Source organism: Persicobacter diffluens (assembly GCF_036244895.1).
Classification (GTDB): domain Bacteria; phylum Bacteroidota; class Bacteroidia; order Cytophagales; family Cyclobacteriaceae; genus Persicobacter; species Persicobacter diffluens.
Genome location: NZ_BQKE01000006.1, coordinates 18075 through 37644 on the forward strand (window position 1 = coordinate 18075; position 19570 = coordinate 37644).

Sequence of the window (19570 nt, forward strand, 5' to 3'; positions counted from 1 at the left end):
GTTATATTGTAGCTGAAAAAGTATTGAGGTCATATAAAAAATGCTGCACCCATTGCTCCGGCATATGCATAGGGGCTAATAACCAGTGCATTCCCCTGGCGGAAGCCCCTATTTTGATTATTCCTTTTGAGACAAGAAAGCTCCTTTGAATGATTTGTATAATTTCCACCTCCGGTAGAAGACTATAAGCTTTCATTAATTCTACAAAACTTAAAGCCGTAGGCAATTTATAATGTTGGAAGGGAGGAAGACCAGGGAGGAAGTAAAGATCAGTGCTTATTTCACTATAAAATCCGGCATGAAGATGAGGCGCCAGGCCTAATAGTAACAAAAATCTTTCCTCTAAGGAAGGTTTGTTCTCTTTTAGCCAAAGTACATATGCACTATCTTCTTCTAAAAATGGTCGCTCCAGCTTTTTAAAAGCGTTTGGATCAATCAGGTCGTGATTTTTCGAATAGAGTATCAGGTTTCTTAATTCATTTATATCTCTATTGATGTCTTTTATTTTCATGCCTTTTTTTCGTGAAACTATGTCATTTTTGAGGCTTCAAATATAATATTTTCGAGTTGACCTGCTATGGTTTGGACGTGATATATCGAAAATTATTGCATGTTACTGTTGTCAATTAAATGGTTTGACAGAAAAACCTTATATCAGAAAAGGACGCCCATTGCCTAAGAGATATACCCGAAAGTGGTGTTTGAGAGTTGAAAAAGCATGAGGAGAAAACAAGCATGCCCAAATCTGGACTATGAAAAGATCAGTAAATACAGGATTAATAAGTTGATGGTAAGTTATTTCGGGTGGATTGTTAAATATGGCGGTGAATAACTCGGGTTAATTATTGCCTTCAATATAACATTTAAGCCGGATTATTCACGCTTAAATTCCTGTCTAGCCGCAAGGCGGGAAAAATGAAGCAAACGTTCCCTATTTCATTTTTTTTCAAGGAATCAGAGGAAGGAGGAGAACGCATGCTTTCCGAAATTTGGGCTATTAATAAATCACTCCACACAACTTTATTGATCTGAAATTAAGTGGCTTAAGTGCATCTGCTGAATTATGCAGTGAATAATTCTGCTAAAAAGGCTACATCGATATCCGGGATTTTCGACTGCCTGATTTTAAGCCCATTCTTAGGCAGTGTCAATATCAGTCCGGGGGAAAATGATCCAATACCCATTCCAAAAATGATAATTTTAAAATATGAAGTATAAATTTTTGAATAAATATTAATAATTTCAATCAATACGTTAGAACGTCCTATTGTGTGCCTGTACTTCAAATCGAACTATTATGATGATCTATTTTCGTATTAAAAGGTTTTTGAGGCCCTTGGGTCTTACATTTTTATTGGTTTCCTTCACCTGTATTTATGCCCATGGTCAACAGCATCCAAAGGTGAAAAGTCTTTTGCAACTGTCGGATGGACAGTATTTTGCTGATCGGGACAGTGCCTATCTTGATCCCTACTATGGTCTAAAAAAATTGATCTATGGAAATAAGCGATTTGCCGAAAACAAAAGCATAAAACCCCGACAAACTGATGCAGATTTGAAGAATAATGAATTAGGCCAAAAACCCTTTGCCACGATTATCGGCTGTGCGGATAGTAGGGTGCCTAATGAAATTATTTTCGATCAGGGGGTGGGAGATTTATTCATTACCCGTACTGCGGGACAGGTGATGGCCGAGGCCTCTTATGGCACGATTGAATATGCGACCGAATTTTTAAATACCCGACTCATCGTGGTGTTGGGGCATGAGTCCTGTGGTGCTGTGCAGGCGGCGATGAAGTTACCTCCAAACCCTCCGGGGCATATTGTTACCTTGATTAACGCTATTAAGCCCGCCTCCATTTATGCCAAAACCAATGCCGATACGGATGCGAAAGCCCTGGATTTAGCGATTAGAAAAAATGTACTGGAGCAGGTGGCATTACTTAGAAACCTAGAACCGGTGCTGAGCCGTCAGTTTGCCAGTGGTGATGTGCTGATCGTGGGTGCCATATATAATTTGCATACTGGTAGTGTAGAATTTATTGAAGAAACGGTGACCAGTTTGCCTAAATTTTCTGAAAAAGAGATGGCCCAAAAATAGGCCCTGAGGGTTAAGTATGATCATGCTGGTACAAAGCCATATTGTATCAGCTTTTTTAAGAAAATTAGGGCCATGAGAAAATTAATTTGCACCATATTATTATTTTTCATTTCAATTGCTGCTTTGCCACAATCGGTTGATGAAAATCAGTTAGGGGCCTGGTATATGTATTTCGTCAATAAAAAATTTGAGAATAGTCGATTTGGAATACAGGGAGACTATCAGTTTCGTTTCTGGGATATCGCCTCTGATTTAGAGCAAATTCTGCTGAGAACCGGTGTGACCTATACCCCCAAAAATGCGAGCATCATGTTCACCCTGGGTTATGCTAACATCACCACCGGGACCTTTGGAGAAAGCAATGATACTTTTAATGAGAACCGGATGTATCAGGAAGCGCTCTTTGGGCAGAAGATCGGAAGCCGTTTTTTGTTAACCCACCGTTTTCGATATGAACAAAGGTGGGTGCAGGGGCAGGATTTCCGAACCCGCTACCGTTACAATATCTTTGTTAATATTCCCCTGAATAGTCAGGAGCTCAAGAAAAATACTATTTACATCGCTCTTTATAATGAGATTTTTATCAACGGTGAAAGGAATATCGGTAATGATCGTACGGTAGAATTTTTCGACCGGAATCGTACTTATACCGGGCTGGGATACAACCTATTGGATAATCTACGGCTGCAGGCGGGCTGGATGAAGCAAACCACCGTCAACTGGAGTAAAGGGCAATTGCAATTTAGTTTACACCATCAATTTTAATCCCTCACAAAGAAAGGAACAATCCTTATTCCTCTCGATCATCAGCCTATAAAAGGCGGCAATGGATCATGGAAGGATGGTTTTGATCGCGTACTTATTGATCAACAGATCGGAATGAGTATTCGCTAATGTCACAAAGGATTAGTAAGTATTATTTTCTTTTTTGGATGTTGTACCATTGGTTATTTGATAATAAATCGATGCTTTAATGCGCTTTATTTCATCTTTTTGGGTTTTCACATTGTTCAGCAGGGAAAGGGTGGTCATGAGTTCAATATTGTTGGGCGCGTTACCGGTGATGGAAATATAATTATTGCGAATGGTGGTCAGTCGTGTAGGCGTAGCGATATGAAGAAACTCCCCTATCGTTTGAATATTTCTACTGAACAGGGCTTTTAATATAGGGTTCAGTTCGGTTATTGCGCATCGAATCCCTATTTCGGACAATACTTTTGGGGTGTTCTCAAAAGTTAAAACATCCGATTCATCATAGCTTGCCGTTTCCTGATTGTGAATTAGTTCCTCATAGAGCAAATTAAAATGCTCATCAATAACAGATACTTCCCGGCTCAGGATCTGAAATCTTTGTTTGGCAGAAAAATGAGGCCGGGTTTCCGGTTTATAGGAAAGCACATGTTCCAGTTCGCTCCACAGATCCTGCGCCAATGTTCGAACCTGAATTTCAAATACCGGGCGCTGGTCTTCGGGAAGGGCGCTATTTTTTAGTCGCACCATATAATGAATGGACCGGTACCCGCTTTCTTTTTGTTTGCTTTCAATATGGGACAGGCCGAGTCTCATCAGCATGGCCGGTTCGAAGAATGCTTCCGGTGGAGTATTGGGGTCGATTTCGAAAAAACCGGAATTTCTCAGTTCTTTATCGATTAAGGATAGCTGGGAGGAGAAATAGACAATAATCCTGACCCCGATGGTGTCGTGCATATTTTTAAGGCTTTCCTCGGACAGCTTGTCCGGGAAGTATTGAGGCTTTCGGAAAATCTTTTCGATGACTTTTTCCGGATGTTTTATCCGGAAAAGGCTCTGCCGGATCGGGGAAGGAGTAGCAATGCCTTTACCGGTCATGTATTGGTTCCAGAATTCCGGCTTTTCCATCTTTTGCAGGCAGGCCCTGATCTCCTTCATTGTAGGCTCCAAGACCTTTTCTTCGTAGGCTTTGTACTTATCGAGGAAGATATTTAATTCATTAGATAGTTCCATATGCTATTCCTTTTACTTGGTGAAAGAACGCCATTTTCATCGGTAAAGTGCATCTATAAGTATTGTAAAATAGGTCTTTAAGCCGAATTATTCACCACTAGCTTTAGTGAAACGCTTTAACCGAATGATGATCAATCTGTTGCATTCGAGTCGACTGCTTTTTTTAATCGCCCCAATTGGGGCAAGCTGGCTTTCTCCTCATTCCTCTGCTTCGTTGCTAAAGCAGGAATGCAGCAAGAAAAAGGCAGGAATAATTCAGGCTAAATACCAAAACGGAGCATCGCCGGTACTTTCCCGCAGACGGGCAAAACACCTGTCTCGACATAAAAAAAAACATCATCAAAACAGTCTTATGATCTGATTTGATGGTGTTTGAAGATGGCGTCCTGTTCTATATATATAAGAGGGATTAATTGAAGCACTCCTGTTTGGAGGATGTTTACCAGCACACCATCCGGCTGCAAATTCGAGTGAGGGGAAGGGATGTTGGATAATGCCTTCACCATTGATGTTATTCCCTCAAACTATTCGGATATCGCTGCTGCAATAATCAAATTTTCGCTGTGAATTTTGGCTTTCAAACCCGCTCTTAATCGGTAAGTCACTAAGGTTTTTTAAAATACCTTATAATCTATTGTTATTCAGGATTGTATCCTCTTGTTTTTTACCATGGTAAAGGGATCACCGGTGCAATCTGGAATCTCACCTGATGATCTGCACCAAACTGTTCCGGACTGGCGGCATAATACCAGTATTGTACAGAGAATTTTATAGGAAGCTTTCCAAATACCAGGGTTTTCGCAACCCCGGTTCCTACGGGAATAGTCAGGCGGTTTCCAGCCGAAGCATTATGATTATAGGACCAGGTGGGTTGCGCCTGAATTTGCCAGGCTTTTTTCAGGTTTACCGTATAGAAATATTGACCGCCGGTGATGCTCAATCTACCCCCATTGGCCTGACTGACAAAGAGGTCGTGACTACTGACATAAGCCATTTCCTGCGAGTGCATATCGGATAGTCCCCAGGAATGGTTGGCCAACAGTCCCACAAAACCCCATTTGGTGGTTTTTCCCACGAACAATTCCGGACCCAGTGCCCATTGCTTAATGCCCAGCGCTTCATCGGTGGCCGTTGGAATGGAGCCGGCCATCCCCAGAATAGTCACCATTTTATTGGACCAGGTTTTACCCAGGGCAATATCAAAGGAAATGTCTCCCAATTCCACGCCCGCATTGTCAAAGCCCATTCCATTACTCACCGGCTGTTTGATGATGATGGGAATTAAAGGACGGAAAAACAGGTTCATTCCATCTCCCAGCTTATAGGGAAGACTGGGCTGGAAGTTAATTTTGAAAGCCGATTGTGCATTGGCATCAGGCAGGCTTCCGCGGTAGGTGATATAGTCTATAGGAAAAGATAAAAAACCTATAGTAGCATTAGGGTCTGCCAGTTTTTTAGCCACATTATCAGCGCTTACATTTCCTTCATCGGCATCATGACTTTGAGCAAATGAATGAAAACCGTTGAGTAAGATGCTACATAAGATGACTAATAATCTTAATTTTTTTGGGCCATTTACATTAAATATCAATGACATTTGTGCTTATTATTTTTGTTATTTTACATTTGATTTGGTCACAGTGGTCATCGGTAAAGTGTGGTTGCTGAATAGTTTAATTGTTAATAAAATCAGGGAAGGGGTTAATCGCTATTGTTATGCAACATCATCCAATTGGGCACATGAAGGTCCCAATGAATGGCACAGGCTCTTACGATAAAGGTGGTAGAGCCACAACAAAATGCTAAAAGTTCAGTGTGCTCGGGAAAATACTGGAGCAAGCCCAAATATGCCACAGCTCCAATGGTCAGGGGAACCGCATAGAGTTCCTTTTTCATCAATAGATTCGGGGCTCCGGCCAGTACATCCCGTATCAATCCGCCACCAATAGCGGTGAGGACGCCCATTAATACCGGCCCGAAGGGCATTGCAAAATCCAATAATCTCGCTTTGTCTGCTCCCTGAATCACGAATAATGAAATACCAATCCCGTCCAGATAAAGCATTAAGGAATAGATGTATTTTCTTTCCATCAATTGATTACCGTAGAAGGCGATCAGGCTGGCAAGGATGGAGACCCAAATGTAGTTCAGGTCTGTGGCCCAAAAGACCGGCACTCCCAAAAGCAAGTCACGGATAGTTCCTCCGCCCACCGCGGTGATCACCCCCATCACGCATGCCCCAAAGAGGTCTATCCCTTTGGGAATCACCGCTAGTACTGCCGTTACCGCAAAGGCCACTACCCCTGCCATGCCTAAATAATAATAAAAGATCGTCGCATCCATGATTTACCGGATTAATCGTTATAATGCTGAGGCAACGCACGCATTTATGACATAAATTCAAAAGCGGTGGCGGGTTGTAGCCGGTCGGTTACATCGCCCTGCATTTTTAAATTCTTCCCGGTAGCTAGTTTGCGCACCCCACTGCCAGGACTGAAATCAATCCTTTTCAGATCCAGTTCGATCATGCCCCCCATCAAAGGATTTTCAAAATAATATACTAAATCCTGATGGTCGAGTACGCTTCTCCATACCGTCATGGAAATGTTGGGATGATCCGGATCTTCCAGTCCCAGGGGAGTGCTGATTGCCCGGACTTGAGACCATACTGAAGCGAGTGCCAATGGTTTTGTTTTATATTGAGGGGAGGCGCTCAGGTTAAAACTTGCCCGGGCAAAACGGTCCGCAGCATTGATGGTTCCCGGGAGGAATTTCGTGCCCCCGACCGTCTTCCAATAGGCGTCAATGGCCAGCTGTTGGTCGAAGGTAGGAGAGTTCGTCATCACGGTGTAATCTTTGCTGTGCGAGATCACAATTTTGCCTTCAATGAATTCAAAGATGGCAGAGTCGCCCGATGGGTCGGAAACAGACAGGTGCATGGAGGCCTGACGTCCATTTGGTAACACCGGTGATACGACCGTGAAAGGGTCTTCTGCCTGGGCTTTGACTGCCTCCTGTACCGTAGCAAAGTTATCCAGTACATATTGCGCCCAGGCGCCTACAGAAATGGTCGGCTTCCCTCTTTCATCCTCATTTCCATAATCTGATTCGGCCAGGTAAAGCGTGTTGACCACCAGGCCTTTTTCATTGAAACCTTCGTTAGTACCGGCTTCATAACCCGAAACAATTAATGATCCGTAACGGCTTGTCCACTCGATAGGGTTTTTTCCCGCGCCTCCATTTTGCTGGTAGCCTCTGGGGAAAACATAAAAGGAAACGGGAATGGCTGGGTCATTCCAGTCCATTGTTCTTCCCACCATATAAGATTCGTAACCGGTTTTATACAAGATTCTGGTACACATAATTTTTTGTATTTGATTGTTTAAAAGAGCAGCGGAAAAGTGCTTTTCTCTTGTTGACATTACAAAGATGAGGAAATCCAAGGCCGATCAATTGCATAAAAAATCAGTTGATTTGCACGATCTGAAAAAAATGTCAGCGGCGTTAGGAGCATTCAAAAGTTCCCGGGAGCGCTGTTGATCCTTTGCTCGGATTGTTTGTTTCGGTTTTCCCTTTTATCCGCCCCTCCTCATTGGGGTATTTCGGATAAAGGGGATTGATGTCGGGGCGCTGTTTATTCGCCAGGAATATTATTCCTCAAAAAGGCCACTGGTGGCGATACGTCTGGCGTAGCGGGTAGAGGAACGGTCGTTACTGGTAGAGTAAATGACAATCACCAAATCTCTGGAGGGAGAAACATACAGACACTGATTCTGGAATCCGGCCTTGTACAGGTCTCCGTCTTCCCAAACGGCATCCCATTGGCGGGCATTACTCACCATCTGATCATCTCCCAGGTGATCCATGATATTCGGACCATAGCCCTTGCGGTAAAATTCATTGGAACGGGTTCCTTTTTGGATGCGCTCCAGGATTTTTGGCGTCACCACTCTTTCATTCGAGACCTTGTCCCAGCTGGGGGTATAGAGCATGCCGAAGCGGGCAAAGTCAGAAATCCTGCTGGAGATCATGCCATGGCCAATCGCATAGCCATCAGGGGTAGTGTGTACCAATAGCGGAGATTCCACATACATTTTAGACCAGATATGCTGATCCACGTATTCCGACCATCTGACGTCCATTACCGATTCGCCCAAGAGTACCAGTGCCTGTGTGGCCACGGAGGCGTAGTCAAATTGTGTTCCGGGCTCGTAATCCTTTTTAGCATCTTGTAAAACCCCCACCATCGTCTCCATTTTTCCATCGCTTTCCATGCCGAATTCCGCGGCCAACATACGATTGGCAATGGAGCCCGGGCCATAACTAACGCCCTCAATTTCTTCCTGAATATTGAGCCCCGTCGTCATATCCATCACGTCCACCACCCTGATGTTTTCCCAGGCGGTGCCTTTGAAAGCCGCTACATATTTTCCGATCGGATCATTTTCATTGATCTTGCCTTCATCGATCAATAATTCAATCACTAAGCCAGGAATGGTCTTGGCACAGGACATCCAGATGTGGTTATCGGTAGGGTTCATGCCGGGATAACTTTCATAAACCACCTCTCCCTTGTGCACCACCAAATAGCCTTGTGTACGGTTTTTGGGATGAGCCATGAATTCATCCAAACTAATGGTTCCGAATTCATCCGTTGGGGCTTCAATTTTTCCTATTTCAGGAATAATGGCCTTGGGGAAAGGTTGTGCCGGAAGCCTGTTGGGCAATACTGCCGTAGCCGGAAAGGCTTCTGCCGGTCTCAGGTTAACCCATGCCGAGGCATCGCCACCGGATAGCCATTCTCCCAGATTTGCCTCATTTTTAAATTGCTTAGATTCTTCCTGAGTAAAAGACTTTTTGTATTTCGATATGGGTTGAAGCTCCTGCGCCATAATGGGTTTAATTTGAATAGATAAAATGAATAGTAAGCCTGTTATTTTTAGTCTGTTCAACATGACTTTAATTTTTTGATACTGAATGATTATTGTGAGATAGGATGGCCGGAAACGGATTTCACAATAGCGCGGGCCATCGCTTCTTCCTGATTATCGCCATCACTGGTGCTGAACCAGGCTACGACCATATCATTTTGAGGAGAAATATAAACCCCCTGGCCACCAACGCCTGCTTTAAATAAATCTCCGTCTGACAGGACGGCATCCCACTGATATCGGTTTGAGATTTTTCCCGCATCATCATAGAAAGAGATGGTGTTTTTCTTACCGATCCAGCCCTTATCGTACATGTTCACATAAGTACGATCATAGATCTTTTCCATTATCGCATCGGAGATGATCTTTTCCCCGGCAATTTGTTCACAGCTTGGGGTGAAGACCATTCCCCAACGAGCTAAATCTCTGAGGGTAGCATTAATGCCCAGAAAACCGAGGGTGTTGCCGGAAGGACTCTCCAGATAATAAGTATCATGCTCCATCCCTGCTTTACTCCAAATTTTTTCACTGTAGAGCTCGTTCAGCGGCTTATCCGCAATACGTTCCACTATGCGATTCATCACAAAGGTATTGATGGAATTGTATTCAAATTTTTGATGTCCGGGAGTTTTTCTTTGCATATCTCTCAATACATCCACCCAGCTTTCGTTTCTTTCTCTTACATCAGGTACTAATCCTACCGCGGAAGTGGCGGCCCAACGGTACCAGATTTGGTCCGGATCGGTTCGGGAGTTTTGGATTTCTTCATCATGCTCCGTCCCATTCAGGCCGGTGGCCATGTCCATCGCCTCTACCACCTTTACCGTATCCCAGACAGCACCTTCGAGCTCTGGCAGGTAATGGGATACAGGAAGGTTAAGGTCTACTTTTCCCTCTTGCTCCAGCATCGCCATCATGGTTGAACCCGTCACCTTGGATACCGAATACCAAATGTGTTTGTCCTCGGGGCGCATGGTCTTGTAGCGCTCATAGATGATTTTACCCTCTTTAACGACCACCATGGCATCAATGGGCTTGGTGCTGAAATGCTCATTGACCGATATCATTCCGGCTTTCTTATTCCGGTACTGAATCTCCCCAATGGACTGATCGACCGCATAAGGCAATGGGCTTGGCTGTCCTTTTCGACTTACCTGAGCGGTAGGATAATATTTGGACATATTGATCCAGGCATATTCACTGTATTTATTCGGAAATTGAATCTGAACTTTGTTTTCTGCCTGGTTTAAAAATTCACTCACCTCCAGCACCTCCTGAAAGGACCGGTTAGACCGGAGGTCTTTCGGGTCAGCCAGAATAATGCCTTTTTCGGAATCCGATGATGGCGTAGCTTGTGGTGCGATTATATCAGATGAATTTTTCATCATATTTATATTTTTTAAAGCGTTATTTTAATATTTGATTTTACTTTCCAGCCACCCTTTTCGCCACCGCTCTCATGAAGCCGGGCATTTTATCAGATCTTTCGTTGGGAGAAGTAGCAAAGACAAAGGCGCAGAAATCCCTGTCGGCATCCACATAAATGCCCTGGTGCATATTGCCGTGCTTGAACATGGCACCATCCGCCCATACCTGATCCCATTGGGTAGCATTTCTTTCGCCTAAATCACCTGTCCATTCCAGGCTGTATTGCTCTTCTTCACTGCCCTGATAGGCTTTAGGGTCTCCCAATGTTCTGATGCGTTCCAGGATTTCAGGTGTAATCACCCGTTCGCTGGATACCACATGCCAGCTTGGCGTGTACATCATGGCATATTTCAAGGCATCTTCCAGGGTGGTATTGACCGTTCCTCCCCCAACAGCGACACCATCGCCGGTGTTTCCCACCATAAAAGGATGACCTACCCCGATTTTGGACCAGATTTTTGCATTGAATACATCTTTAAATGAATGTCCGGTGACTTCCTGAATGGCTAAAGTCAGTGCCTGAGTGACTGCCGTGGAGTATCTGAACCGATCCCCCGGTTTCTCCCCCTCAATAGGTTTTACCGTCCTCAAAATGCCTAACCAATTGCTTTTAGGGTCACGGGAGAATAAGGAGCCAAAGAATTGTTCAATCCAGCTATGGGGATCAGAGAAAGCAGCCGTAGTTTCCTCCAGATCCAGGCCGGTAGCCATATTCAGGGCATCTTTCATGGAAACTTCATCCCATGCTGTTCCTTTTAAATCTGTCGCATAAAAGGACACCGGTTTTTCAAGGTCAATCAATCCTTCACTCTCCAGGAGGATACAAAGGGTACCCACTGTCGTTTTGGAAGTAGACATCCAGATGTGGTAGTCATTGGGATTCATGCCCGGATAGGCTTCAAAAATAACTTTCCCCTGATGTGCCATCATTACGCCCTGCACCCGGTTGTAGTCATCCGCCAGATACTCTTCCAGCGTTGGGGTCTGTGATCCGTCTTGTAGTTGAAAGGAGGTATTCCCCAGCTCAGGATTAATCGCTCTTGGGATATGTCTTTCGGTATGGGTGGGCATCGCCATATCCACATTGACAAACTCATTAAGGTGCATATTGACGTAGACGCCATCATCTCCGGCAGATTGCCAGTTAGGAACGGAGAAGCGGTCTTTAATGGTTTTTATTTCTTTCCAGCTAAGCGGTGATTTCGCTTTTGATAATGGTGTCGTTTGTGTGCTGATACCGCTGGTAAAGATTTTGTTTTCCGGCTTTTTAGACATGATCGTTAATTTTTGTTTTCAGTTTTGGTGTGTTCCATAAAGGAAGGTTCGGGTCCGCCTGAAGCGCTACATCTTTGCCCTCCCTTATTGTACATTACAAATATCGGGGGTTCCTTCGGTAAACCTTTGCACAGAAAAACAAGGGATTTACACGATCTCACAAAATCGTCAAAAAAGGCCATGAATGAAGGTATGAGCCCCTTTGGGAGCTGAGGGTTTATTAAGTATGTTATGGAATGTATTGATACGCTTCTTTATAGGAATGTTGCTTATTTGATAATGATTATGCAGTGGAACATTCGATCATTTCGTTTGCTTCAACTAAATCAGGGGTAGTTATATTACATCCTGAAGAGTTTTCCTATATTCAGTAATTGCTTATGCCTTATACTTTGTAAATCTCTGAAAATAGTCATCTATGCCAGTAACTTTTCCAAAGGATCCCAATGATCCGATTATTGTGGAGTTCAATGAAATTAGCTCTGCAGATAATAATCAACAATTAGCAGAAGAAATAGGCGGCAGTTGGGATGGTCATCATTTACAAGTAAAAAATGAATATTTCGATCTGGATGTCCGCCACTTTTTTTTTCTGGAGCAATTGACCGTTGAAATTTGTGAGTTGCATTTACACAAGAACACCCATTTCATTCAAAATCTAGAAAAGAATCGCGACCATATTTGTATCAGGGTGGGCTTTTCCGGTTTGATCATCAATCTTTCGGAAGAAAAATCCTTTCAGAGCAATGGGATATTTGTTTATAATACCAATCAGGATTTTAATGTGGAGTTCCCTGCAGGCGCCACCATTCGTTGGGTAGGTCTGAAATTCCCCAAGGAGCTTATTTCCCGGATCTTTACGCATGAAAAACCACACAAGCTTAAAGCATTAGCAGAGGAGACTACCCCATGGGTACATTATTTTTCACTGGATGCCGAGATGGAGGAATACATTAAAGCTATTTTTGAGCAGGGAAGGTCAAGTAATGGCCGTGAGGCGACCCCGCTTTCCCGGTCCATCGATATTATCGGGGCGGTAAAGGAAAAACTGGAAATGGATGATCCTATGCAGGTGCATGAACGCATTCACCCCGAAGACCTTCAGAAGATTATCACCATCAAAGATCAGATGCTTTCCAATCTAGATCAAATCCCCAGGCTGGAGGATTACAGTTCGGAGCATGGGATGAGCATTACCAAGATGAACAATCTTTTTAAGCGTGTTTTTAAGTTGCCTTTTTTGAAATTTTATAATACCCAAAAAACCGAGGAGGTCAGAAGAAAAATACAACACACTAATCTTTCTCTGACGGAAATCGCGGATGAATTGGGTTTCAGTCATGTCGGGCATATGAGTAGGGTGTTTAAAAAACAATATGGTTTTCCACCTTCGGCGTTGAGGCGAATTTCGGCGGTTTAAATGATTGTTTTTTGAGTTTAATTGAATATGGTATTCACCAATGAAAAGGGATCCATGAACACAAAACGAGAAATGCTGTCAAGCCAATGATCCATGCTTCCATCCTCCTTTATAGCGTGTTTAAAAGCACGCCATCCGGCTGCAAATTCGAATGATTGGAAGCGATTTTGGGTAATTTCTCAACAATAGCGATACTATTCTCTCAAAATAATCGGGTATCGCTGCTGCATCGCTGCTGCCATCATTAAATTTTCGCTATGGATTTTGGCTTTTAAACATGCGCTTAGCCGCAAGGCGGGAAAGAGAAAAGCAACGCCCTGTATCGTTTTTTGCTTCAAGGAGGCAGAGAAGGTTAGCCTACCCCAATTTGAGCGAGTCGAAAATCCGTAAAATCAATCTTCATCAACGGAAATGAAGTCCTCTTAGCGAGGGTTACTGAACCTGGTCTTGAATAATTCGGATAAATCGTCCATATCCGCCTTCTGAGCTTCTTTGTCTTTGTTATGGGGTAATAGTCCTCCGTTCCTTTAATCGCCTCAAATACCCTTGTTGTCGGCTTATTTCATGCAGGGTGCAGGTGTTGACCCAGCCCGGATATCCATAACCCGTTTTTGGCGTGTTTTCAGCTTCATCGCTTGATTGCGGTATTTAACATAATGCATTTGGAGAAAAATATTTAACATTAGCTACAATCCAATAGAAATGATCCTCTAACATGATCACGTTTTCAAAAAATCTTTTTACGACAAAAATTGGGACTGACATAACTGTTGTTTTATTGTTTTAAATGTTTTCCTGTTTTCGGGGGTTCGGGGGCGTTGAATATCAGGGAGTTACAAGCCCATAAAGGGAGTAATTTGCCTATATTAAGGGAGAAATGTACTCCATTAAGGGAGTAATTTACGGTTTTAAAGGGAGTAATTTGCCTATATTAAGGGAGTAAATTACGCCAGCAATGGGAGTACATTTCTCCCTGTATTGCTCCTATCGATAATTACACCATGTTTATCTAAAGCACTGATAATCAAAAAATTGCACTATAAAGGGAGTAAATCACGGTTTTCTATGTTTTGATAAAGGGAGAAATGTACTATATTGAGGTTCATTTTTAGGGTATACATTTGATTCGTAAGTACGTAAATCACTCCCTTTATTGGAAAACGCTTATATTTTTATGGCTGAGGTTAATTTAGAGTATTCCATTGTGAAGTCCAACCGGCTGGTGGAGTCCAGAAACCATTTCTCTGTGGTACAGCAAAGGATATTGGCGGTTGCTTTTTCTTTATTACAGCCAGACCAGGAAAAGTTTGAGTGGATTGAAATTCCGGTAAAATCTCTTTTTACCGGTAAGATTGGGAAATCGCAATACAATTTGGTTAAGAAGGCAGTAAGTGAGATGACGGAGCTGACGGTTTACGTTACTGGTGATAATGGCTACTGGCGGAAGGTGTCGCTATTGGAAGCTTCGGGTTATGATGCTGACCGTACGGTAAAAGTTCGGTTTATTGAAAATGCCCGGGATTTGTTAATGGGTTTTTCCGGGGAGTATACAAAGTACCTTTTGGGAAATGTGTGGTCATTTGATTCTTCCTATAGTTTTAATGTTTATGAACTTTGCAAGCAATATCAAAAGGTTGGAAAGCGTACGGTTTCTATTATTTTTCTGCGGGAGCGATTAGGTTTAATTAAGCATAAGCCGGGCACAAGGGGCAATTCCATGATGCTTTCAGAGGAGGAATTGATGAAAATGGATACAAAATATCCAGCCTTTAAGGATTTTGAAAAATACGTATTACAGGCTGCTCAGCGTGATATTAATACGCAAAGTGATCTGCACATTGCATATGAAAAACATAAAAAAGGACGATCGATTGTATCTCTGACCTTTGAGATTAAAGCGAATCCAAAATACCAAAGACCGAAAATTGAATCATTACCAAAGGGTGCCGTTCGTGAATATGGTCATCAGGATGAGAAAGAAGTCTATGTGGATGAATATATCGCCAAGCAGAAATCGGTAAAGAATAAATCGGCTTACCGAAAAAAATTAATGAATGATCCTGAATTTGAGGATCAGTTCCAGAGCTTACAAAAGCAGAAAAAGCAAGCAGAGAAAGCAGCGCAACAAAAGGCGGGAGAACAGGAACTGGCCCTTCAAATAGAAGAGTGGAAAGCTGAATTTAATCAATTATATAAATCGGTTCGCCTCCCCTACTGCCAAATGGCCAATGAGAATAGTGAGCTTATTTCTGAATTCAGAAGCTGGTACCAGGAACACGGATCGGTTACCGATAAGCGGGGCATACTGGAGCGGATCGATGCGCATGAGATGAAATCCAGTGATTGGCTGAAATTCGGGACCTTCATGATTGAGCGAATAGGGACCGAGGAAGAGAAAAAGTATTTTCTGAAAGCCAATCCTCAGGCCTTTTTAGAAATGAAGCGGTCTCAGTGGGATGCGCAATATGGGGTGAAAATTACGCCTGCAAAACCTGTATTTAATGGTTTTGATGAGTAAAACAGGATTTTTGGGAGTATAAATAGCCTGAATTCTGCTTGAACTAATAGAAGGGAGAAAGGTTGGAGTACATTTCTCCCTTCTTTTTATTTTCTGCTTTAAGCCGAATTATTCACCGCCAAATGTAGTGGGTCGGCTGAAAGATTTCAATTCGCTTTAGGTAGCTTTGCAATTTTTATTAGCCCAAATTTGAGCTAGCTTGCTTCCTCCTCATTCCTCTGCTTCCTCTGCTTCCTTGGGGAAAAATGAAACAGGAAAAATTCCTTCATTTTTTCCGCCTTACAGCTAAACGAGGATTTAACCCGAATTATTCACCGCAAAATTCACTACTAAACGAAAGTAGTTATTTTCAGCTTGTTATGGTTTTTTTCTTTGATTTATAATAGCCCAAATTTGGGCAAGCTTGCTTTCTCCTCATTCATCTGTTTCGTTGGAAAAAACTCGAAATAGAAAACTATTCCTTCATTTTTTCCGCCTAACAGCTAAACGAGGATTTAAGCATGAATAATTCGGGTTAAGCATAAGTAATCCGGCTTAAACATGCGCTAAAGCTCAGCCTCCAATTGCTCAATCTGATTTTTGAGTTCCTGAATCAATTGTTGCTTTTGATGCTGATCCTTCATTTTCTTTATGCGATCAAAAAGGACTGCCGCACTTTTTTGATGTTTTTCTAAAGGACTTAATGCTACTTTTGGGGCAGGCGTTTCTTTTTGAAGACTCCCCTCTTTTGCTATTTGGATGACCTGACTTTTGTTGAATAGTGGTTTTTCATCATTCAAACCTAAGATCGCTTCATATTGGTCCGGCTGTTCTTTTTTGATCAGCTCCACTCCCGTGTAGAAATCCAGATTATTAAACAGACTCTTCTGTGATATCCCATACTTATTAGAAAATACCCCTACGAGTGAACCGTCATTATTGGACTGCCGCTCCTTGGCCAGCTTGTAGTCCCGCCCGATCAGATAATCCTTATGAAGCTTACTGATATTTCTCCTTCCTACCTGCTTGCTATTCATATAGCGGAAGGCATCTTCCAGACTATCAATTTCCTCAATTTTGATGATGGGGAGTAAATCGATCTTTAATTCCTCCGCAATTTTTTTTCGGTGATGCCCATCCACCAAAATATAAGTATCCTCATTTTCCCAAACCGAAAGCGGGTCTACCACTCCCCTGTTTTCAATATCTGCTCTTAAGGCGGCATAAGAATCCGGCGCCAGTGGTTCAATGTATCTTTCAATGAATCGATTCGTCGTCAGGGCAGTTGTTTTGAGCATTTTGTAATGTAATTGCTCGCTATTTTTAGCCTGCACATCCTGATGATTTTTTAAAATCTGCTCATTGGCTTTAAAAGTGGTGGATCGTTGTCGCTTAGCCATTTTGGATGCGGTTTAATAATTCAGTAGTGAGTTCCATAAAATCTGATTTGGCATTTTTAATCGGCTCCAATTGGGTTTTAGGGAAATCGGCAATTTCCCCCTCATTGAACTTATTCAAAAATACCGTGGGGTCGTAGCGGTAAGTAAATGCCTTTTGAATACCTACCGAATCCCGGATGATGGATTCAAAAACATAAATCCCTTCCCTTTCTGCTCCAAGGGCATAGTTCTCGATTTGTTCCATTTGGTTTTTACCCGGCTTGGTACGATTGAAAAACGCACCACCGATTTTTAAAAGTGGGTTGTCTTTTTTGCGTTCCTTCAAATAAGAAACCGACCTGGACAAACCATCAAAACTAAACAGGGAGGCTTCCACCGGAAGGAATACCCATTCCGCAGCACCCAAGGGTGCCTCTGAGAAAAGGCCATACATATCCGGACGCATGTCCATCAGAATGTAATCGTACTCAAAGCGGATTTTATTGACAATGTTTTTGAAGGACTCCAGCTTCTGCTTGGTGGTCAGCTTTTCACTGGTCTCCAGATTATTTAGCTTTCCGTAGGAAGGCAAAATATAGAGTTGCTCGGAAATATCATGGAGTTGAACGATGCAGTCTCTGATTAATTCTCCTTGCGTATCTTCCAGGGCATCCATTATTTCCATAGGGAAAGCCTGTTTATCGATATTCCAAAGGGAGGTCGAATTGCCCTGATAATCACAATCCATCACCAGTACTTTTTTACCCTGATCGGTCAATACACCGGCAATACTATTACAACAAGTCGTCTTACCCACTCCCCCTTTTTGGTTCCAAAAAGCCAGAATTTTAGCCGCATCCTGTACCAGTTCAATTAACTGTTCTTCGGTTAATCCAAACCAATCTTTCAGTACAGGGAAAAGTTTATTGAAATGGCCATTATTAAAGTCTGCCTTCCCTTCCAAAACGCGGTTAAGTTGTGTTCTGGAAACCCCCGTTTCTTCCGAAATGGCAGAGATGTTTAAAAGTTTTTTCTGCTTAATGATCCATTTGGCCAATCCTTGGTTAAGGGCATCTTGTTTGTTAAATTCCATAGTGTAAAAAGTACATGATTGACACAAAAATGGTTCATATTAGGAAGAAAACAAATTTAATAAGCCTTTTTTGAGTCAAAAATGATTCTTTTGATTGAAAAAGTGTAATTCAGGGCTTGATTTGGGGGTTGATGTAAAATTGTGTCATTTATCGAATGTCAGAGATTGTTTATATCCAATTGAATCAAATTTGATTCTTTGGTGTAAAACTTACATGATGTAAAATTATCCTATCTTTGTCAGGTGAACGGATCCTGATTTCGATTTTCTTTGCGATGCTTTTTACCAGGCATTGTTGGTGTCAATATTTTGGGATTAATAAAAAGCGGAAGACAGCTGAAATGGGAGAAGTTTAATTCCTTATAGTTTTTAATCGAAGGGTTTCCTGAATAGCAGGACCTGTTTTTATAATGATTTAATATGGATAATTTGGATGAGCTCAATCGGTATCTTAAAAAGTATGCCGATCAGCAGAACATAAAAGCCCGTTCTGATTTTGAAGGCTATTCTGCATTGGAAATGCAGATTTTATTACGTGGTTGTTTTCAGGAGCGTAGTTTAATAAAGTTAGGGCAATTAGACAGGGAGGAGTTGGAGACTATTCCCTTATTACAATTAGTGAAACAATTGCTGATCTCGGTGCAACAGCTGGGGGAGATGAAACTAACGCCAAAAGGTAATTTGCCGGTGAAGGTGGTCAAAGACCTGTATACGACTGAATTTTTTGAGAGTCAAGTTATAGAGCACGGCTTGGTAAAGCTATCCAAGGAGGAGGCTTTTTATCCGATTCATTTGTCCAGAATATTAGCAGAAGTAGCGGGCATTACTAAAAAGCGAAAAGGGAAATTGAGCCTGACGAAAAAAGGGGAGAAGTTATTGAAGGACGATCAGCAACTGCTGGAATGTATATTTAAAAGTTATTGCCTGGACTTTAACTGGGCATATGGTGATGGGCATGAAGTAGAGGAGACTGGGCAATTGGGATTTGCTTTTTCATGTTTTCTGTTGCAAAAATACGGTGATCAATACCGGCCGTCGGAATTTTATGGAGAGCGGTATTTTCAGGCATTCCCATCCTTATTAACCAGCAGGAAAGATGCTTGCTTATTCGTTTATGATTATAGGACTTTTGAGCGAATGGGGGAGTATTTTGGTTTGGTAACCTTAAAAGGGGAGTTTAAAGTCATAAGGAATAATTATGAGGTGAAGCCGACACCACTATTTCGAAAATTCATTAAAATCACTCCGCCGAGGGGATAAAAAAAAGTCCGGGAACCAACCGGACTTACAATACTAATACCAAACTATAACCTTATGAACCACTATGATTATACAAATTCAAATAGGGACGTTGCAAAAAGGAAGGATGCCTAACCAAGGTTGATTAAGCATCCATTCACCCAACATCAACCTATGCTAAGTATTTTGCAAAGGTTGTGCCAGACAACAGGGGATAATGATTG

15 protein-coding genes are annotated in these 19570 nt (G+C 42.3%); 5 read left to right on the forward strand and 10 right to left on the reverse strand.

The features are described 5' to 3' along the window. Window position 1: 1 nt before the first annotated feature. The gene (locus AAA970_RS24810; RefSeq protein ID WP_338239601.1) at window positions 2-511 is read right to left on the reverse strand and encodes a hypothetical protein; all 510 of its coding nucleotides are present in this window, start codon (window positions 509-511) and stop codon (window positions 2-4) included. 786 nt (window positions 512-1297) lie between these two features. Here AAA970_RS24810 and AAA970_RS24815 point away from each other — a divergent pair. Both AAA970_RS24815 and AAA970_RS24820 read left to right on the forward strand, forming a co-directional pair. Beyond that, window positions 1298-2101, forward strand: a complete 804-nt coding sequence (locus AAA970_RS24815; RefSeq protein ID WP_338239602.1) for a carbonic anhydrase — start codon at window positions 1298-1300, stop codon at window positions 2099-2101. A 72-nt stretch (window positions 2102-2173) separates the two neighbouring features. Next, the gene (locus tag AAA970_RS24820) at window positions 2174-2866 is read left to right on the forward strand and encodes a DUF2490 domain-containing protein (protein WP_338239603.1); all 693 of its coding nucleotides are present in this window, start codon (window positions 2174-2176) and stop codon (window positions 2864-2866) included. 141 nt (window positions 2867-3007) lie between these two features. Here AAA970_RS24820 and AAA970_RS24825 read toward each other — a convergent pair whose 3' ends face one another. The 7 genes from AAA970_RS24825 to AAA970_RS24855 form a co-directional block, all read right to left on the reverse strand. Further along, the gene (locus tag AAA970_RS24825; RefSeq protein WP_338239604.1) at window positions 3008-4084 is read right to left on the reverse strand and encodes a GTP pyrophosphokinase; all 1077 of its coding nucleotides are present in this window, start codon (window positions 4082-4084) and stop codon (window positions 3008-3010) included. Window positions 4085-4748: 664 nt separating this feature from the next. After that, window positions 4749-5681, reverse strand: a complete 933-nt coding sequence (locus tag AAA970_RS24830; RefSeq protein WP_338239605.1) for a hypothetical protein — start codon at window positions 5679-5681, stop codon at window positions 4749-4751. Window positions 5682-5785: 104 nt separating this feature from the next. After that, on the reverse strand, window positions 5786-6427 hold the full coding sequence (locus AAA970_RS24835) for a trimeric intracellular cation channel family protein (RefSeq protein WP_338239606.1): 642 nt from the start codon (window positions 6425-6427) through the stop codon (window positions 5786-5788). Between the two features lie 44 nt (window positions 6428-6471). Next, window positions 6472-7446 (reverse strand): linear amide C-N hydrolase, encoded by a 975-nt coding sequence (locus AAA970_RS24840; protein ID WP_338239607.1) that lies wholly within the window; start codon window positions 7444-7446, stop codon window positions 6472-6474. A 288-nt stretch (window positions 7447-7734) separates the two neighbouring features. Next, on the reverse strand, window positions 7735-9039 hold the full coding sequence (locus AAA970_RS24845) for a serine hydrolase domain-containing protein (RefSeq protein ID WP_338239608.1): 1305 nt from the start codon (window positions 9037-9039) through the stop codon (window positions 7735-7737). A gap of 26 nt (window positions 9040-9065) precedes the next feature. Continuing rightward, the gene (locus AAA970_RS24850) at window positions 9066-10403 is read right to left on the reverse strand and encodes a serine hydrolase domain-containing protein (protein WP_338239609.1); all 1338 of its coding nucleotides are present in this window, start codon (window positions 10401-10403) and stop codon (window positions 9066-9068) included. 37 nt (window positions 10404-10440) lie between these two features. Continuing rightward, on the reverse strand, window positions 10441-11718 hold the full coding sequence (locus tag AAA970_RS24855; RefSeq protein ID WP_338239610.1) for a serine hydrolase domain-containing protein: 1278 nt from the start codon (window positions 11716-11718) through the stop codon (window positions 10441-10443). Window positions 11719-12136: 418 nt separating this feature from the next. Here AAA970_RS24855 and AAA970_RS24860 point away from each other — a divergent pair, with 418 nt between their 5' ends. Together AAA970_RS24860 and AAA970_RS24865 are read left to right on the forward strand one after the other, a co-directional pair. Next, window positions 12137-13138, forward strand: coding sequence for a helix-turn-helix domain-containing protein (locus AAA970_RS24860; protein WP_338239612.1), 1002 nt, complete (start codon window positions 12137-12139; stop codon window positions 13136-13138). Between the two features lie 1174 nt (window positions 13139-14312). Further along, window positions 14313-15656 (forward strand): replication initiation protein, encoded by a 1344-nt coding sequence (locus AAA970_RS24865; protein ID WP_338239613.1) that lies wholly within the window; start codon window positions 14313-14315, stop codon window positions 15654-15656. 545 nt (window positions 15657-16201) lie between these two features. Here the strand turns inward: AAA970_RS24865 and AAA970_RS24870 are convergent. Continuing rightward, window positions 16202-17035 carry a ParB N-terminal domain-containing protein gene (locus AAA970_RS24870; RefSeq protein ID WP_338239614.1) on the reverse strand — a complete coding sequence of 278 codons (834 nt, stop codon included), beginning with the start codon at window positions 17033-17035 and terminating at the stop codon, window positions 16202-16204. After that, window positions 17028-18107 (reverse strand): AAA family ATPase, encoded by a 1080-nt coding sequence (locus AAA970_RS24875; RefSeq protein ID WP_060690453.1) that lies wholly within the window; start codon window positions 18105-18107, stop codon window positions 17028-17030. Before AAA970_RS24875 ends, AAA970_RS24870 begins: the two co-directional genes overlap by 8 nt. Before the next feature lie 420 nt (window positions 18108-18527). Between AAA970_RS24875 and AAA970_RS24880 the strand changes: the two genes are divergently transcribed. Further along, complete coding sequence (locus tag AAA970_RS24880; RefSeq protein ID WP_338239615.1) at window positions 18528-19367, forward strand: hypothetical protein; 840 nt, start codon at window positions 18528-18530, stop codon at window positions 19365-19367. Window positions 19368-19570: the final 203 nt, after the last annotated feature.

Excerpts from the sequence above, each read along its gene's own strand:
- AAA970_RS24810 (WP_338239601.1), bottom strand. The coding sequence starts at position 511 with ATGAAAATAAAAGACATCAATAGAGATATAAATGAATTAAGAAACCTG.
- AAA970_RS24815 (WP_338239602.1), top strand. The coding sequence starts at position 1,298 with ATGATGATCTATTTTCGTATTAAAAGGTTTTTGAGGCCCTTGGGTCTT.
- AAA970_RS24820 (WP_338239603.1), top strand. The coding sequence starts at position 2,174 with ATGAGAAAATTAATTTGCACCATATTATTATTTTTCATTTCAATTGCT.
- AAA970_RS24825 (WP_338239604.1), bottom strand. The coding sequence starts at position 4,084 with ATGGAACTATCTAATGAATTAAATATCTTCCTCGATAAGTACAAAGCC.
- AAA970_RS24830 (WP_338239605.1), bottom strand. The coding sequence starts at position 5,681 with ATGTCATTGATATTTAATGTAAATGGCCCAAAAAAATTAAGATTATTA.
- AAA970_RS24835 (WP_338239606.1), bottom strand. The coding sequence starts at position 6,427 with ATGGATGCGACGATCTTTTATTATTATTTAGGCATGGCAGGGGTAGTG.
- AAA970_RS24840 (WP_338239607.1), bottom strand. The coding sequence starts at position 7,446 with ATGTGTACCAGAATCTTGTATAAAACCGGTTACGAATCTTATATGGTG.
- AAA970_RS24845 (WP_338239608.1), bottom strand. The coding sequence starts at position 9,039 with ATGTTGAACAGACTAAAAATAACAGGCTTACTATTCATTTTATCTATT.
- AAA970_RS24850 (WP_338239609.1), bottom strand. The coding sequence starts at position 10,403 with ATGATGAAAAATTCATCTGATATAATCGCACCACAAGCTACGCCATCA.
- AAA970_RS24855 (WP_338239610.1), bottom strand. The coding sequence starts at position 11,718 with ATGTCTAAAAAGCCGGAAAACAAAATCTTTACCAGCGGTATCAGCACA.
- AAA970_RS24860 (WP_338239612.1), top strand. The coding sequence starts at position 12,137 with ATGCCAGTAACTTTTCCAAAGGATCCCAATGATCCGATTATTGTGGAG.
- AAA970_RS24865 (WP_338239613.1), top strand. The coding sequence starts at position 14,313 with ATGGCTGAGGTTAATTTAGAGTATTCCATTGTGAAGTCCAACCGGCTG.
- AAA970_RS24870 (WP_338239614.1), bottom strand. The coding sequence starts at position 17,035 with ATGGCTAAGCGACAACGATCCACCACTTTTAAAGCCAATGAGCAGATT.
- AAA970_RS24875 (WP_060690453.1), bottom strand. The coding sequence starts at position 18,107 with ATGGAATTTAACAAACAAGATGCCCTTAACCAAGGATTGGCCAAATGG.
- AAA970_RS24880 (WP_338239615.1), top strand. The coding sequence starts at position 18,528 with ATGGATAATTTGGATGAGCTCAATCGGTATCTTAAAAAGTATGCCGAT.